At 68.6% G+C, this 15,665-nt stretch carries 17 protein-coding genes; 4 read left to right on the top strand and 13 right to left on the bottom strand.

All coding sequences use genetic code 11. From position 1 onward, the window contains the following. Window positions 1-96: 96 nt before the first annotated feature. A complete protein-coding gene (locus tag ACZYRS_RS01200) occupies window positions 97-1,353 on the top strand; it encodes a metallophosphoesterase (RefSeq protein WP_463417823.1) in 1,257 nt (418 codons plus the stop codon). A gap of 22 nt (window positions 1,354-1,375) precedes the next feature. Here the strand turns inward: ACZYRS_RS01200 and ACZYRS_RS01195 are convergent, their stop codons facing one another. Beyond that, window positions 1,376-1,873, bottom strand: a complete 498-nt coding sequence (locus tag ACZYRS_RS01195) for a polyhydroxyalkanoate granule-associated phasin (protein WP_463417822.1) — start codon at window positions 1,871-1,873, stop codon at window positions 1,376-1,378. A 202-nt stretch (window positions 1,874-2,075) separates the two neighbouring features. On the opposite strand from ACZYRS_RS01195, the gene ACZYRS_RS01190 reads away from it, so the two are divergent. Beyond that, a complete protein-coding gene (locus ACZYRS_RS01190; protein ID WP_463417821.1) occupies window positions 2,076-2,651 on the top strand; it encodes an acyloxyacyl hydrolase in 576 nt (191 codons plus the stop codon). Between the two features lie 21 nt (window positions 2,652-2,672). Here the strand turns inward: ACZYRS_RS01190 and ACZYRS_RS01185 are convergent, their stop codons facing one another. Genes ACZYRS_RS01185 through ACZYRS_RS01175 form a run of 3 tightly spaced genes read right to left on the bottom strand, consistent with a single transcriptional unit; the run spans window position 2,673 to window position 5,740 of the window. After that, entirely contained in the window at window positions 2,673-3,626 is a 954-nt protein-coding gene (locus ACZYRS_RS01185) for a lysylphosphatidylglycerol synthase domain-containing protein (RefSeq protein ID WP_198785466.1), read from the bottom strand. 31 nt (window positions 3,627-3,657) lie between these two features. Beyond that, entirely contained in the window at window positions 3,658-4,938 is a 1,281-nt protein-coding gene (clsB, locus tag ACZYRS_RS01180) for a cardiolipin synthase ClsB (RefSeq protein WP_463417820.1), read from the bottom strand. A gap of 13 nt (window positions 4,939-4,951) precedes the next feature. Beyond that, window positions 4,952-5,740: an endonuclease/exonuclease/phosphatase family protein gene (locus ACZYRS_RS01175; RefSeq protein WP_198785468.1), complete on the bottom strand. Its 789-nt coding sequence runs from the start codon at window positions 5,738-5,740 to the stop codon at window positions 4,952-4,954. 261 nt (window positions 5,741-6,001) lie between these two features. Between ACZYRS_RS01175 and ACZYRS_RS01170 the strand changes: the two genes are divergently transcribed. After that, window positions 6,002-6,433, top strand: a complete 432-nt coding sequence (locus tag ACZYRS_RS01170; RefSeq protein ID WP_198785469.1) for a serine/threonine protein kinase — start codon at window positions 6,002-6,004, stop codon at window positions 6,431-6,433. A gap of 95 nt (window positions 6,434-6,528) precedes the next feature. Here the strand turns inward: ACZYRS_RS01170 and ACZYRS_RS01165 are convergent, their stop codons facing one another. The 5 genes from ACZYRS_RS01165 to ACZYRS_RS01145 form a co-directional block, all read right to left on the bottom strand. Beyond that, window positions 6,529-7,104, bottom strand: a complete 576-nt coding sequence (locus tag ACZYRS_RS01165; RefSeq protein ID WP_463417819.1) for a Spy/CpxP family protein refolding chaperone — start codon at window positions 7,102-7,104, stop codon at window positions 6,529-6,531. 149 nt (window positions 7,105-7,253) lie between these two features. Then, window positions 7,254-8,327 (bottom strand): flavodoxin family protein, encoded by a 1,074-nt coding sequence (locus tag ACZYRS_RS01160; RefSeq protein WP_463417818.1) that lies wholly within the window; start codon window positions 8,325-8,327, stop codon window positions 7,254-7,256. A gap of 98 nt (window positions 8,328-8,425) precedes the next feature. Beyond that, on the bottom strand, window positions 8,426-9,313 hold the full coding sequence (locus ACZYRS_RS01155; protein WP_463417817.1) for a pirin family protein: 888 nt from the start codon (window positions 9,311-9,313) through the stop codon (window positions 8,426-8,428). A gap of 59 nt (window positions 9,314-9,372) precedes the next feature. After that, window positions 9,373-9,930 carry a DUF3159 domain-containing protein gene (locus ACZYRS_RS01150; RefSeq protein WP_463417816.1) on the bottom strand — a complete coding sequence of 186 codons (558 nt, stop codon included), beginning with the start codon at window positions 9,928-9,930 and terminating at the stop codon, window positions 9,373-9,375. Beyond that, window positions 9,927-11,330, bottom strand: a complete 1,404-nt coding sequence (locus ACZYRS_RS01145) for a carotenoid oxygenase family protein (protein WP_463417815.1) — start codon at window positions 11,328-11,330, stop codon at window positions 9,927-9,929. Before ACZYRS_RS01145 ends, ACZYRS_RS01150 begins: the two co-directional genes overlap by 4 nt. Window positions 11,331-11,467: 137 nt before the next feature. On the opposite strand from ACZYRS_RS01145, the gene ACZYRS_RS01140 reads away from it, so the two are divergent. After that, on the top strand, window positions 11,468-12,127 hold the full coding sequence (locus ACZYRS_RS01140) for a TetR/AcrR family transcriptional regulator (RefSeq protein WP_463417814.1): 660 nt from the start codon (window positions 11,468-11,470) through the stop codon (window positions 12,125-12,127). 4 nt (window positions 12,128-12,131) lie between these two features. Here ACZYRS_RS01140 and ACZYRS_RS01135 read toward each other — a convergent pair whose 3' ends face one another. The 4 genes from ACZYRS_RS01135 to xrtQ all read right to left on the bottom strand — a co-directional run bounded on the left by ACZYRS_RS01135 (window position 12,132) and on the right by xrtQ (window position 15,657). Next, complete coding sequence (locus tag ACZYRS_RS01135; RefSeq protein ID WP_463417813.1) at window positions 12,132-12,902, bottom strand: GNAT family N-acetyltransferase; 771 nt, start codon at window positions 12,900-12,902, stop codon at window positions 12,132-12,134. Further along, window positions 12,899-14,089: a biosynthetic peptidoglycan transglycosylase gene (locus tag ACZYRS_RS01130; protein ID WP_463417812.1), complete on the bottom strand. Its 1,191-nt coding sequence runs from the start codon at window positions 14,087-14,089 to the stop codon at window positions 12,899-12,901. The genes ACZYRS_RS01135 and ACZYRS_RS01130 overlap by 4 nt, the downstream gene beginning before the upstream one ends. Before the next feature lie 88 nt (window positions 14,090-14,177). Further along, on the bottom strand, window positions 14,178-14,747 hold the full coding sequence (locus ACZYRS_RS01125) for a hypothetical protein (RefSeq protein WP_463417811.1): 570 nt from the start codon (window positions 14,745-14,747) through the stop codon (window positions 14,178-14,180). Continuing rightward, window positions 14,728-15,657, bottom strand: a complete 930-nt coding sequence (gene xrtQ / locus ACZYRS_RS01120) for an exosortase Q (RefSeq protein WP_463417810.1) — start codon at window positions 15,655-15,657, stop codon at window positions 14,728-14,730. Before xrtQ ends, ACZYRS_RS01125 begins: the two co-directional genes overlap by 20 nt. Window positions 15,658-15,665 lie beyond the last annotated feature (8 nt).

Below are 15,665 nucleotides of genomic sequence, written 5' to 3'. Positions count from 1 at the left end.
CGCGAAATTTTGACGCTCGTCAAGCCGCAGCGCCCGCTATCCGGGCGCTGTGCGCTATAGAAAAAATAGCGACAGCGACGCCTTCGGGCGTCTTGAATGCGCGGCATGCGCCTTGCAGGTGGTGTATCCCGGGCAATGCCCGAACCCATTGCCCCGATGCCGATCCGCCCCCTGAGCGCCCTGACCGCGCTGCTGCACGTCTACATCGCGCTGCGCCTCGTGCCCGCGCTGGCCATGCTCACGCCGGCGTGGCCGCTCGCGCTGGTGCTGCTGGCGCTGCTGGTGGTGTCGGCGCTCACGATCCCGCTGCCTTTCGTCTCGCGCCGCATCGCGCCCAACGCGTCGGTGGGCGAAGTGCTCAAGTGGGTCGGGCTCATCAGCATGGGCTGGTTCTCCTCGATGTTCGTGCTGACACTGCTGCGCGATGCCGGCCTGCTGCTCACCTGGCTGGCGAGCGCGCTGGGCGTGGCGCGGGTGCACTGGAATGCGCTCTTGCCGTGGAGCGCGCTGGCGGTGCTGGTGATGGCCACGGGCACGTCGCTGGTGGGCTTCATCAACGCGCGCCGCACGGCCGGCGTCAAGCGCGTGGAGGTGCCGATCCGCGGGCTGCCGACGGCGCTGGAGGGCTTCACGATCGCGCAGCTGAGCGACATCCACGTCGGGCCGACGATCCGCAGCGCCTACATCCAGCGCATCGTCGACGCGGTGAACCGCCTGGGCGCCGACGCCATCGCGATCACCGGCGACCTCGTGGACGGCACGGTGCCCGAACTGCGCGAACACATCGCGCCGCTCGCCGGCCTGCGCGCGCGCCACGGCACCTTCGTGGTCACGGGCAACCACGAGTACTACGCGGGCGCGCATGCCTGGATCGACGAGCTGCGCCGGCTCGGGCTGAAGGTGCTGCTCAACGAGCACGTGGTGCTGCAGACGCGCAACGTGCGCGGCGCGCAGACCGATGAGGAACTCTTCGAAAGCGCGCTGGTGCTGGCCGGCGTGACCGACTTCACCGCCGGGCACTTCGACGCGGCGCATGCGAGCGATCCGCACCTGGCGCTGTTCGATGCGCCGCCGCTGGTGCACACGCGCGTGCTGCTGGCGCACCAGCCGCGCAGCGCGACGGTGGCGGCCGCAGCGGGCTACCAGCTGCAGCTGTCGGGCCACACGCATGGCGGCCAGTTCTTTCCGTGGAACCTGTTCGTGCCGATGCAGCAGCCCTTCACGGCGGGGCTGCACCGGCTGCACGACATGTGGATCTACGTGAGCCGGGGCACCGGCTACTGGGGACCGCCGAAGCGCTTCGGTGCGCCTTCGGAAATCACGCTGCTGACGCTGGTGCCCGCGCGGCCCTGACGGCGCCGCGCTTCTTTTCTCTTCAGGATTGCAGTTCGGCCAGTCGCCGCGCGTTCGATGTGGCAGCGGCATGAATCGGCTTGAGGCCTTCGCGCGCGATGCGGACGGCAACGCCGGAGAGCTGGCTGGCTGCGTTCGCCGAGCGGGTCGCGGTCTGCACGAAGGCATCGCTGCGCGCGGCCGCCTGCGCGGGGGTGACGCTGCCGGCCATCGAGAAGAAGGCCGTCGTGCCCTGGAGCCACTGCTGCAGCGCCTTGTTGGCCAGCGCGAAATGGCTGCTGTGCCACTGCTTGACCATCGCGATGCCCGATTCGCTCGCGGCGGCGAGCTTCTCGTGTCCCATGAGCTGGAACTCCGCCAGGTCGGCCGCGGTGGGCGTGAGCCCGGCCTTGGCGATGCGCTCGGTCCGCATGCGGATCACCGAGCCGGAGGACAGCAGCATCTCGTTGGTCTTCTGGGCCAGGTCGAGCCACTGCATGAGCGGATTGGCCAGACGGGCGGTGGAACTGAGAGATGACATGTGGGGGGCCGATGCGTGGGAGGAGGAGAACCCACTATAGGCCTCGACCGTTTCGATTGCTGCAGCGCAGCAATATCAATCCGCATTCTTGGTGAACAAGTCCTACCTTCGGATGTGGAAATTACGTGCTGTCGCCGCGCGGGACGTCATGGAAAGTAAATATGCAGACTTTCTCTCACCATCCGCATCGGACGCTCACAACATGAAATCAAATCCTTGCGCGCCCCTCCGGGCCGCCGTGTTCGCAGGTCTTTTCGGCTTGCTGGGCACGGCGGCTCACGCTTTTGGAGACGACACCCGCGGCTTCTACATCGACGGCGGCCATGCACGGCATGGAGAGAAGGGCGACACCAACTCGACCACCCTCGGCATGACGGTGCCGTGGTCGATCACCGACAGGCCGCCGGGAGGCGCGCTCAGCTCGTACCTCGACTTTTTCGTGAGCAACTGGCATGCGCGCCCGCTGGACGACGGCCCGCGCAATTTCGTCCAGATCGGCGCGATCTACACCTTGCGCTACCGCTTCGGCGACGGCGCCTCGCCCTGGTTCGCCGAAGGCGGCGTCGGCGCGACCTTGATGGACCATGTCTACCGCACGCCCGACCGCAGCTTCAGCACGGCCTTCCAGTTCACCGAGGTGCTGGGCATCGGGCGCAGCTTCGGCGACAACGGCGCGCACGAAGTCTCGCTGCGGGTGCAGCACGTGTCGAATGGCGGCATCAAGAAGCCCAACCCGGGCGAGACGTTCCTGCGCTTGCGCTACACGTACCATTTTTGAGGCAGCTTCTGAGGCAGGGCGCTAGGCCAGCCGGCGACGGCGGCGCGCGCGCATCTCCATGACCAGGTAGGCGCCCAGCGCCACCGCCAGCGGCAGCAAGTAATAGAGGCCGCGATAGGCCAGCAGCGCCCCCAGCAGCGTGGCTTCGGGCACTTGGTACGAGAGCAGCGCGACGAACACCGCCTCGAGCACGCCGAGCCCCGCTGGCACGTGCGTGACGACGCCGGCCACCGCGGCCACCAGCAGCACCGCGAGCACGTGCGGATAGCCGACCTGGCCCTGCAGCAGCAGCCAGATCACGCCGCCCATCAGCGACCAGTTCAGGCACGACATCGCCAGCTGCAGCAGCGCCATCGCGAGCCCCGGCGTCTTGAACGTGTGGCCGCGCACGCGCCACACGCGCCCGGCCGAAAAGGCGCACAGCGCGAGATAGCCCGCCGACAGCGCCAGCAGCGCCGCGCCGAGCACGCGCAGGCCGCCGCTGCCGAGCTTCCATTCGGGCGGCAGCGTCATCGGCCAGAAAAAGAAGGCCGCGCCTGCCACCACCAGGTAGCCGAGCCAGTTCGTGAGCATGCTGAAGCCCAGCACGCGCGTGATGGTCGCGTTGCCCAGGCCCAGGCGCGAATAGAGCCGGTAGCGAAAGGCCACGCCGCCGACCAGCGAGCCGAAGTTCAGGTTGAAGGCGTAGCTGATGAAGGTCACGCCCATCACGGAGCCGGCGCCCAGCTTGTGCCTGGTCAAGTGCCGGCCCAGCAGGTCGTAGGTGCTGTAGAGCGCGAAGCTGCAGGCGGCCAATGCGCCGGCCGCGAGCAGCGTGGTCGCGGGCAGCGCGCGGATCGCATCGAGCACCTCGCTCCAGTCGATGGCGCGCGCCTGGGTCACCAGCAGCCAGGCGACGAGCCCGAAGAAGCCCCACACGACCACGCGGCGGGCCCAGGGCCACCAGGACTGGCGAGCGAGGGCCATCGCGGTCATGGATCGATGGGGCTCACGGCCCACATGGGCTTCATGCCGCTTCCGTCGGCGTGGCGCCGCCGGTGTTGTTGTTGTGGGCGTTGTTGTTCTTCTCGTTCTTCTGCCGTTCGGCCAGATCGGTCGCCTCGGCGAGCGTCAGCCGCGGCGCATGGCGCGGCAGGCGGTCCAGCCACGCGGGATACCAGCGCAAGAAGTGAAAGATGAAGAAGCTGCGCACCAGCCGCCAGCCGCTCCATTCGCTCGCGAGGTCTGTCGTTTCGATGCGCTTGCAGCTGTTTTGCATGAGCTGGTCCATGCGGTTCCAAAGCACCTCGTTGAAGGCCTTGTCGCGCACGACCACGTTGGCTTCGAGATTGAGCGACAGGCTCAGCGGATCGAGATTGCTCGAGCCCACCGTGCTCCATCGATCGTCCATCAGCGCGACCTTGCCGTGCAGCGGCCGGTCGCAGTACTCGTAGATGCGCACGCCCGCGTGCAGCAGGTGGTGGTAGAGCATGCTGGCCGCGGTCTTCACGATCGGCATGTCGGGCTCGCCCTGCAGGATGAGCCGCACATCGACGCCCCGGCGCGCCGCGCGCCGCAGTTCCTTGATGAGCCGGTAGCCCGGAAAGAAATACGCATTGGCGATCACGATGCGCTCGCGCGCCGAGCGGATCGCGGCGCGGTAGTGGCGCTCGATGTCATTGGTGTGGCGGCGGTTGTCGCGCGTGACGAGGATCGCGTCGGCCTCGCCGGCCACGGTGTGGCGCACCGGCGGCGCCTGCTTGAGCCGGCGGCGAAACCACCCCGCGCCCTTGCCGCCGACGGCGATGGCACGCAGCACGAACTGGTGGATCTCCGCCACGATCGGGCCGGCGAGCTCCACCGCGTAGTCCTGCTTGGCCTTGGGGCCGAAGTCCATCAGATGGTCGGCCGAATAGTTGATGCCGCCGACGAACGCGCGTTTGCCATCGACCACCACGATCTTGCGGTGCATGCGGCGGAACACGTTCAGCCGCTGCCCGAGGAAGCGGTGGCCCGGGTCGAACACCCGCACCTTCACGCCGACCGAGGTGAGCCCTTCGATGAATTCGCGCGAGAGATCGGGCGAGCCGAAGCCGTCCACCATCAGGTCGACCTTGGCGCCGCGTTGCGCGGCTTCGCGCAGCGCCGCGTGCAGCGCGAGGCCCACCTTGTCCTCGAAGAGGATGAAGGTCTCCACGATCACTTCGCGCTCTGCCGCGCGGATCGCGTCGAACACGCGCGGAAAGAATTCCTCGCCGTTCTCGAGCAGCTCGATGCGGTTCCCGCCAATCCAATGGTTCTGGCTCATGGCTGCGCCCCGCTCAAAGATCGATGTCCGCCACCAGCGGCGCGTGGTCCGACAGGTGCGACCAGGGCCTGCGCGGCAGCACCACCGGCGCGTGCACGCCAGCGTTGCGCACGTAGATGCGGTCCAGCGAAAGCACCGGGAATCGCGAGGGAAAAGTCTTCGCGGCGCGCCCGTTGGCATGCACGAACACCTCGCGCAGCGCGGCGCCTTTTTCCAGCACCTCGTGCGCGCGGCCGCGCCAGTCGTTGAAGTCGCCCGCCACGATCAGCGGCGCGTCGGCCGGCACCTCGTCGCGCACGATGTGGCAGAGCAGCTCCAGCTGCTGCTGGCGGTGCGCCTCGGCCAGGCCCAGGTGCGCGCAGATCACATGCACATCGACCGTGCGGCCCGGCAGGCGCAGCACACAGTGCAGGAGGCCGCGCTTCTCGGGGCCGCTCACCGACACGTCGTGGTTGCGGAAATGCACGATCGGAAATTTCGACAGCACCGCGTTGCCGTGGTGGCCCTTCGGGTACACGGCGTTGCGGCCGTAGGCGAACTGCGGCCACATGGTGTCGGCCAGGAATTCGTAGTGCGGCGCCTCCGGCCAGTTGCTCACCTTGCGCGAATGCCGCGAGTGCGTGCCCAGCACCTCCTGCAGGAACACCACGTCGGCGCCCACCGTGCGCACGGCGTCGCGTAGCTCGGGAAGGATGAACTTGCGGTTGAGCGCGGTGAAGCCCTTGTGGGTGTTCACCGTCATGACCTTGAGCGAGGTCGGCGCGGGCGCCGGCACGGCCTCGGGGATCGGGGAGGAAGACATCAACCCGGTTGTACGTGGGCGCACCGTCTGCGCCTGTAGGAACGCGCCACCTTCTTGCGTGCCGTTCCGCGCACCGTTTCGCGCGGCTTTCGCTACACCTTCGCGCGCGAGAGGCGGGCTCCTACAGGCACGCCTGCCGCGCCCCGACACGGGCCGTTTCGAGGGCCTCCTACGGTGATTTCAGGGCTGGCGAACAAGGCAGCCCAAGTTTCTCCACTCACTCCATCTATCACTCATTCGAGACAAGCAAAGGAACACACCATGAAGCAGCAAACCATTGTTCGAAGTACGGTGCTCGCCGTGCTGATGGCCGCGGCCGGCGGCGCGATGGCCCAGGCCACGTCGATCCCCGCGCAGCCCGACCCGTCCGTGGGCGGCGAGGCCAGCACGATGACGCCGGCCGGCGTGGCCAATCCGCCGCAGCGCCCCGACAACTCGATGCCCGCCTCGCGCGAAGCCGTGAAGGCCGAGGCGCGCGTGCAGAACCGCAACAACGCCAACAGCATGGTGCCCAAGGGCGAGGCCACGACCACCATCAACCACCAGCCCAACGCCATGCCGCAGCCGACTGGCGAGATGTCGCGCGCGGAGGTCAGCCAGCAGGCGCGCAAGGTGAAGCCGCGCTTCGGCGAGAAGGGCGAGCGCCCGGAAGTGCCGACCAATCCGACCGACAAGACCGGTACGCCGAAGTAAGCGGGCACCGCACCTGAACGAAAAAAGAGCCCGCAGCGCCTTGTGCGCTGCGGGCTATTTTGTTTCAGGGGCCACCGTCACCGGTGGTCCGTTGCTCAGCTCTTGACGGGCGCTGCGTTGCGCTGGCCGTCATGGCCGTCATGGCCGCGATGGAAGCGATGGCCGTGGCCGCCGGCATGCACCGTTTCGGCATCGAAGGTCTTCTGCTGCTCGGGCGTCAGCGCGGCGTAGAAGGTCTTGGTGGCGTCGGCGCGCTTGGCGAACATTGCGCTGCGCTCGGCCTGGCGGGCCTTCATGCGTTCCAGGCGCTCGGGCGTGGTCAGCTTGGCGAACTCAGCGCGGTCCATGCGCTGCGGGCGGGCACCGGCCGGCGGCTGGTTGGCCGTGGTGTAGGTGCTCCATGCGCCTTCCTGGGCGGCGGTCAGCTTGAGCTTGTCCTTCAGCGCCGCGAGGCGCTTGGCACGGTGCTCCTTCATGCGCTCCATGCGCTGGGCCGGGTCCATGCGCTTGTGCTGCGCCTTGGGCGCGGCGGTGGTGTCGGCCTGCGCCACGGTAGCGGCAGGTGCCGGCGCGGTGGTGGCGGCCGGCGCTTGAGCGAAGGCACCCGAAGAGGCGAGGGCGGCGGAGCCCAGGAGGCTCGCCCAGACGATGCGTTGGCGAAGAGAAATCATGAGAAGTGCTTCCTTTCGAAGAAGCCCGCCACCGAGGGGCAGCAGGTGAGAGCAAGTGTGGAAGACCTCTGTATCGCCTCCGTTAGCCTGGAGTGAGCTTGCGTAAAGAATGGTGAATCGCGCGATGGGCCACGCCTTTTGCGTGTGACTTATTTGGGTCGCGGGTGCTTCAGGCCCCGATCGGGCGCCTGCAATTTGCCGGCGCGCAATTCGCCCACGGCGCTAGCGACGGCGCGCGCCACGTTGCGCACTTCTTCCTGCACGTAGGCGTCTTCGTCCAGCGCATCGTGGCTGGTGGCGTAGGGCTCGTAGTAGCCGATGTAGCGGTCCAGGCGCGCCTGCATGCCGGCATCGATCAAACCCATCCAGTCGAGCCAATCGGTGAGATTGCGGCGCACGCTCTCCACACCGGCCACGTCGCCGTGCACCACCACGCCGTAGGCGCGTCCATCGAGGTGCTTGGGATAGCCCCAGCCCTCGAGCTCGAGCGCCTTGGCCTCCTCGGGCTTCTTGCCGTGCGTGCTGGTGGGGTCGGGGTTGCCGCCGTCGGCGCACACGAGCCGGTCGATCATCAGCTTCAACGGGCTGGTGGCCTGGTACCAGTGCGTGGGCGTGAGCAGGATCACGCCGTGCGCGGCGACCCAGCGTTCGTAGATCTCGTTCATCCAGTCGCCGGTCTGGCGCAGCGAATGGTTGGGGTAGCAGCTGCAGGGCCAGTGGCACAGCGGCATGGCGGTGGAAACGCAGCCCTTGCAGGGATGGATCTGCCGGCCGTACTCCGCGGTGACGAGGCTCAGGTCGAGCAGGTCGGCTTCAATGCCGCTGCCTTCGAGCACTTCGCGCGCCAGTTCGGTAAGGCGCCAGGTCTTGGAGATCTCGCCGGGGCAGGTGCCGTCGTTGCGCGGGGAGCCATTGACCAGCAGCACGCGTGAGCGCGTCTGCGGCTGGCCCCACGCCGCCTGCGCGGCATCGATGCGCGCCTTGGCTTCGAGCCAGTCGACCGAGAGGTCGTAGTCGGGGTCCGCATAGCCGGGCCCCGCCTTGCGCGTGACGGGCGACTTGCGGCCTTCCTGGTAGGCCTCCCACGCGATCAGCTCGATGCGCTGCAGCGAATCGGATTCGGCCTTGAAAGCCGGGTCCTGGAAGGGCTGCATGAAGCGGTCGTGGAACTGGGCGCGCTGCAGCGTGTCGGGCGCCTGTCCTTTGCGGATCGTGGGGGGCATGGGCGCAATCTATGCGCCGGATGCCACGACGCGGCCTGCATCGCGATGCCGACTTTCGGTAGGCCCGCGACTACAAGCTGGCCTCCGCTCTGAGTCTCTCAGCCGAGCTGGCCATTCTGGAAGTCGTGCACCGCCTGCTTCACCTCTTCCTGCGTGTTCATCACGAACGGACCGTACTGCGCGATGGGCTCGTGCAGCGGCCGGCCCGCAATCAGCAGCGCGCGCGCCGGGCTGTGGTTGGTGGCGCCGGCACGCAGCACCACGCCGTCGCTGCCCGCGTCGTTGGCAAGAATCGCCATGCGGCGCGTCGGCACTTCGCTCCCGGCGATCCAGAGCGATTCGCGGAACACATAGACCAGCACGTTGTGGTCCGCGGGCAGCGGCTGCGCGAACTCGGCGCCCGGCGGCAGCGTGATGTCCAGGTAGAGCGGCTCGGTGTGCGCCCGCAGCACCGCGCCTTCGATGCCGTGGCTGGTGCCGGCGATCACGCGCACGTGCACGCCGTCGGCGGTGGTGTATTCGGGGATCTCTTCGCTCTGGATGTCGCGGTACCAGGGCTCGCGCATCTTGTCCTTGGCGGGCAGGTTGAGCCAGAGCTGAAAGCCTTCCATGAGGCCCTCTTCCTGCTCGGGCAGCTCGCTGTGCACGAGGCCGCGGCCGGCGGTCATCCACTGCACGCCGCCGTTCTCCAGCAGCCCTTCGTGGCCCGCGCTGTCGCGGTGGCGCATGCGGCCCGCGATCATGTACGTGACGGTTTCGAAGCCCCGGTGCGGATGGTTCGGAAAGCCGCCGATGTAGTCGCCCGGGTTGTCGCTGCCGAAAGCGTCGAGCATCAAGTACGGGTCGAGCCGTTTTTGCAGCGGCTGCTGCAGCACGCGGGTGAGTTTGACGCCGTCGCCGTCGCTGGTGGAAACGCCCGCCACGATGTGGTCGAGGCTGCGCGGCGTGGTGACGGGTTCGGTGGGGTGGTTGGCATTCTTCTTCATCGGCCCATGGTGTCACTAACCCCCCGACCGCGCCACCGGTGGGGATGAGCGCATCCCTGTCAGCCGGCAGCCCGGAATTTCGCCCGCATGTGCTCCGGATACCACTGCGTGAAGCGGATCGCGCCGACGATGGCCGCGACCGTCACCGCAATGCCCACCCACAGGGGCAGCGCGGGCATGTAGATCATGGCCACGTCCGCCAGCACCATGAGCGCGAAGGCGACGGCCCATGCGGCGGTGATGACGTTGTTGACCCACCTGAAGCCCGGCTGCGTCCACACCTCGGGCGGCGTCTGCTCCTTGGCGTACTGCAGCGTGAAGGGCTGGCCGATGAGCATCGAGCCCAGCACCACGATGAAGAGGCCGGCGTCCACGCGCAGGCGCACGCCCAGCAGCGACCACTCCGTGTGCGCCGCGAGGGCATAGACGGCGAGGCCACCGAACAGCAGCACGGTGCCGATCTCCAGCACCTTGACCGTGCGCTTGGGGCTCAACCAGTCGCGCGCGAGGAAGGCGGCCGAGAGCAGCGCCGCGGCGCACAGCGCGGGCACGACGCCCAGGACGCGGTCGAACACCGCGAAGACGATGAAAGGCACGAAGGCCAGCAGCATGCTCATGCGCGTTCTCCAAACCAGTTGCCATGAAAGCCCACCGGCACGCGGTGCGGCAGCGACGCCGTGCAAACCGGCCCCTTGGCCAGCGCGCGGGCATCGAAGATGACGAGATCGCTGGTGTTCGTCGCGCCGCGCCACACGGTGGCCAGCAGCCAGCCGTCGCCTTCCTCCGCATCGGGCGCGCGCGGGACGAAGACGCCCTCGGACACCAGGTCGGGCGCGGGGAACACATACATGTCGTGCACGCCCGTGGCGTGGTCGACGTGGCGCAGGCCCGCATAGAGGCGCTGCGGTTCGCCGGGCTGCGCCTCGGCCCGGCACACGTACCAGCCGTGGCGGTACGGCAGGCCCGCGAAGCGATCGTCGATGCGGGGGAATTCGCCCGACATGTCCTCCAGCCGCGTCTGCGTGAATTCGCGCGACGGCATCGACAGGTCGAACTGCCAGCGCGCCAGCCAGCTCGGCGGCGTCGTCTCGCTCGCGGGCGAGCCGTCGGGCTTCGGAAAGAGCGGCGGCGTGGCGAACTGGATCACGTCGGCGAACAGGCTGCCGCCGGCCTCCCAGGCGTTCATGACGTGGAACATGTAGCAGCTCGCGCCGCGCCACCAGACGATGTCGGCGGTGCTGCCGCCCCGCGGCATCACGCCCACGCGGGTGCCGTATTCCGGCTCCCAGGCGTACGGCGGGCGGCCGCTCTGGGCGCGCTCCATGCTGGCGGTGAGCGGCATGATGGGGAACATCACGTGGCGGTCGGTCACCATGAAGTCGTGGACCATGCTGGCGTAGGGCGCCTCGAAATGCTCGAAGCGCGTGACGCGGCCCTCGGGCGAGATCACGCCGAAGCTCATGCCGTTCGACAGGCGCGCCGGCGTGCCGTAGCCGAAGAACAGCAGCTCGCCCGTGCGCGGATCGGTCTTCGGATGGGCGGTGAAGCTGCCCTGCAGGGCGCCGTCGAAATCGGTGGCGCCCAGGGTGTCGAGCGTGCGCAGGTCGACTTCGATCGGCAGGTGCGCCTCCTCCAGCGCGAGCATGTGGCCGGCATGGCCGATCACGTTGGTGTTGGCCGTGCCGTCGGTCGGCTGGGGCGCCTGGCTGGCGGGGGCCTTCTGGAAACCGCTCGCGAGGTCGCGCCCTTCGGTGGCGGCCCGCCAAAGCTCGGTGCGCACCCAGCGGTTGCGGTAGCCCACCTGGCCGTCCGCCAGGGTGAACGAATGCAGCATGCCGTCGCCCGCGAACCAGTGCGCCTTGGGATCGGGCACCACCGGGTTCGGGCCGTTGCGCACGAGCGTGCCGCGCAGACCTTCGGGCAGGGCGCCCTGCAGGGGCAACGTTCCGAGCTCCGTCTCGAAGTCGATCGGCCCCATGTTGGGCGGCGGGGTGCGGGGGAGGGTGGCATCGTTCATCTGGGCTCCTGGGAATTCGATGGTCGTCGTTTGGATATCTTTCCAGTGGAAATATCAACGAGACAGCCCGCGAAGTCAAGGGATTTTTCCAGTGGTAAGATTTTTGACGTCCTTGCTGTTCTTCCCTCTTCTTCCCCATGACCACCGACACCCCGCCCAAGCGCTACCACCACGGCTCCCTGCCCGAGGCCCTGCTCGCCGCGGCCGAGACGGTGCTGCTGCGCGACGGCATTCCCGGCCTGGGCCTGCGGGCCATCGCTCGGGAGGCGGGGGTGTCGCACACGGCGCCCAAGCACCATTTCGGCGACACGACGGGGCTGGTGAGCGAGCTGGCCGCGGTCGGCTTCCGGCGCCTGACCGAGGCCATGCGCACCGCCGCGCCCGAGACAGTAGACGTGCGCGAGCGCCGCAATGCGATCGCCCGCGCCTATGTGCACTTCGCCCACGACAACGCGGCGATGTTCGGTTTGATGTTCCGCAACGAGATGATCGACATGCGCCGCCCCGCGCTGCACGAATCCGCCCGCGAGGCGATGCGCGTGATGGCCGCCATCATCGGCGGCAGGCCGGAAACCTCGGGGGAAACGCCGGTGTCACTGGGCGACACCGAAGCCGTGCGGATGACCGCCGCCTGGGGCTATGTGCACGGCCTGGCGATTTTGCTGATCGACCAGCGCCTGGGCGGCATCCTCCAGGTGACACCCGGATTCGCCAGCCCGATCGATTTGGTCGATGCGACGCTGCGGGACGCGCGCTTCGGCTTCGAAGCCGGCGAGGCGCCGGAAAAAAAGGCCTGAGGCTTTATCCAGGCCACTGCTGGCGTTGCCAGTAGCGGTATTGCCAGTGGGTTGAGAACCCGGCGCGGCGATAGAGCGACAGCGCTGGATGATTCTGCGCATCGACCTGCAGGAACACGCGCTCGAAGCCTGCCGTCAACGCCGCTTGCGCGAGCCCCGCCAGCACGCGCCCTGCGAGTCCACGGCCGCGGTGCGCCTTGTCGGTTCGCATGCCGTGCACGCTGGCCCAGCCGTGCCCGAAGGCCATGGCGCCCGCGGCCACGGTGCGCCCGTTCTCGCGCACGCTCGCATAGAGCGAGCCCTTGGCGCGGGCCAGCGAGCGCACGCGGTGGGCGCCGTCCACCGGATCGAACCCCTCGCCGAGAAACAGCGCGGCCCAGGCATCGTCGGGTGCGCGGTCCACATCGGCCATCGAACCGGCGCCGGGCGCCACCTGTCGCATCTGCCGCGCCGTTCCGATCTGCACGCAGGTGGGGTTGTCCTGCACATAGTGACGGCGCTCCAGCTCGGCGCGCAGGCCATCGAAGCAGTCGGCATCGGCCAGCCGCAGCGCGGGCACGACCTGGCGGCTGTCGTAGCGGTCCTCGATGCGGTCCAGCGTGGCCGCGTCCACCGCGCCGCGGTGCAGGGGCACCGCCGACTTGGCGCGCTTGACGGTGCCGCCATCGAAAGGCAGCAGCCAGCCGTCGAGCTCCTCGGACGCCTCGGGCGACACCGCCGCGATGGTGGCGCGCTCGATGGCTTCGATGTCGGCGATGCTTGGCGCTGTGGTCATGGGGTACTGGCTTCCGGTGCGGTGTACTTGGCTGCGGCCACGCTCTTGAGCAGTGTTTCGCGCTGGTTGCGGCTGATGCCGCGCACGCTTTCCGCAACCCACTTGGTGCGGTCCGCGTCGATGCGCCCGTCGCGGCGCCATTGCTCAAGCACGGCCTGCGGCTTGTGCAGCATCGCGGCGAGCCACACGGCCTGCGCGGGCTCCAGCGTGCGGGCGCTGCGCTTGAAGTAGCGCCGCGCCGCCGCCTCGGCGCCGCAGATGTTGCCGCCCCAGGGCGCGTTGTCCAGATAGAGCTGCAGGATGCGGGCCTTGCCCAGCGTCTGCTCCATCTCGACCGCGTAGAGCATTTCGCGCAGCTTGCGCTCGGCCGTGCGGTCGCTGCCGGTCACCAGCAGCTTGGCCAGTTGCTGGGTGAGCGTGCTGCCGCCGCGCTTGGTCTGGCCTTCCTTCTGGTTGTTGTCGATGGAGGCGAGGATCTCGGTGATGTCGTAGCCGGCGTGCGTGAAGAAGCGCTGGTCTTCGGCCGCGATGACGGCGCGCGCCAGCCAGCTGTCGTTGGCCAGCTTGGCGGACGGGCCGCAGCTGGTGCGTGCGCCGAGCATGGCCTCGGTGCCGAGCCCCTCGACCGTGAACTGGCTGATGACGGGCTGCACGGCGAAGGTGGCTTCGGGAAGCACCAGCTGGCCGCTCAGCGCGAGCGTGCCGCCGATGCGCGCGCGCTGCAGCTCGGGCAGCGTGGGCAGCAGCACCGCATACCAGCGGGCGATGGGCGCGTCCTGGACCTTGGCGCTCAGATGCAGGTTCTTGGGCGCCAGGCGGCCTTCCCATTGGCCCTGGAGCATGTCCGTCTCGGTGGTCCTGGGCGTGGCTTCGAAGGTGCCGGTCAGCGTGTTGCCGTCGCGGCGCACGGTGGCGACCAGGCGTTCGACCTTGATCGGCTGCGTGCCGAGCGCCGGCACCTCGACGCTGCAGGGCTCGCAACGCAGCTCCTGCAGGCCCGTCGCATCTTTCCAGCTGAAACGCACGGTGCCGAAACGGGTGTCGAGCGAGTGGCCGTCCAGGCGCGGCGCGAACCAGGGCGATGTGGCCAGGCGCACGGCCGTCGGCACGCCGATCTCGAAATCGAGCGGGCCGGCTTTCACCGAGGTGCTCCATTCGCCCGCCGCCGGTGCCAGCGCGAATTTCACTATCAGAAAGATAGCTACAAGCGCTGTCAACACGAGGGCCAGCAGCCCGAAAAGCACAAATCGCAAGGTCTTCTTCACAAACACGCTCTCACATCGGTCTCGCCACGGTGACGGCTTGCCACGGGCCGGTCGACCGCCCGCTGGCCGCCGACCAGTACCAGGCTGAAGTGTCGGTGAAAGCAGTGCCTTGGGCATCGACGATGCGCTCGCAAACGCGGAACTTTTGCGCGCCGTGCCGTTGCGCAACAAAACAGCGCCACAAACGCGCCTGCGCATCGCGCTCCAGCCGCGCCTGTTCGATGCGGTAGCCGAGCGCGCGGTAGCAGTCCGCGGCCGGGTGGAGCATGCGCGTGGGCTGTTTCACCTCGCGCATGACGAGGGTCTGGGTGCCGTCCGTCATGCGTCCGATGGCGCCGGGGAAGCGGTCGGCGAAGCGCTGCTCGACTTCGCTCAACGCGAGCGGCCGCAACGGAACGCCGTCCCACTGGCTGGGCCATTCATGGGACATCGCCGTCTCGCCGATTGCATCCGGCGCGCGCAGCGCCGCCGCGGTCGACCAGAGCATGCACAGCAGCATCGCCAGCGCGAAGGCGCTCTTGTGGCCGATGCGGTTGATGAAATGGTTGGCGAACCAGCGTTCAAAGAACGGTGTCGACATGGCGGCCTCCTTGCGTGGTGATCAGGCCCGGGATCGGGTGGTCGCCAGGTTCCGGCACAGCGCGCGCGGGCACCATCAGGCGTGCGATGGCGCCGCACACGGCCGCCAGCACGACCAGGCCCAGCGCGTTGTGCGCCCACGGCGCCAATGCATGGCCCGCGCCCTCGAAAGCGATGAGCACGCTGTTGCGCACGATGTTGCCGGCCAGCACCAGCAGGCCGACCATCGGCAGGCGCCGCACGAAGGCCTTGTCGCTGCGACGCGCCCACAGCGCGACGGCGCAGGCCGTGAAGTAGCCCAGCCACACCATCTGCACGCCGGAGCAGGGCGCATCGACGATCACCAGGCGGCCGTCCACCATCAGGCTCGTGCCTTCGCGCGCCACATCGAAGCCCGGCGCGAGCAGCCAGCGGCTGGCCTCGGCGGTCACCACGCGCAGCGGATAGCCCGCGTAGAACTGCAGCGACGACAGCAGCGGCAGCGCAAGCACCGCCAATCCAGCCACCGGCAATGCAGCCACGCGCCTCGGCAGGAATGCCAACAGGCCGCAGGCCAGTGCCAGCACGGCCACCAATCCCGCCGCCAACGGCGGCAGCGCGGGCACGATGCCAAGCCCCGAACGCAGCAGCGTGGCGAGCACGGTGCCGGCGCCTGCGAGCGCCAGCCAGCCCAGCCGCGGCGAAGCGCGCAACTCGCGCCGGCACTGCCACGCCAATGCTGCGAGCGCGACCAGCGCCACCAGGCCCAGCGGATCGTCCGAGCCGTCGCGCATGCGCTGGACCATCCATGCCCACGTGGGCGTCAACGCAGCGAACTGCAGTGCGAGCCAGCCGGCGGCCGGCGTGCGGTCGATGTGAATGCCCCAATCCACGATGCGCGGATGATGGTGGGCGAGCGTTGCCAAGGACATGTTCTTCT

Source organism: Variovorax sp. AC194, assembly GCF_979257995.1.
Note: the sequence above shows the minus strand (reverse complement) of the source record. Positions and strands in the feature narration are given on the sequence as shown.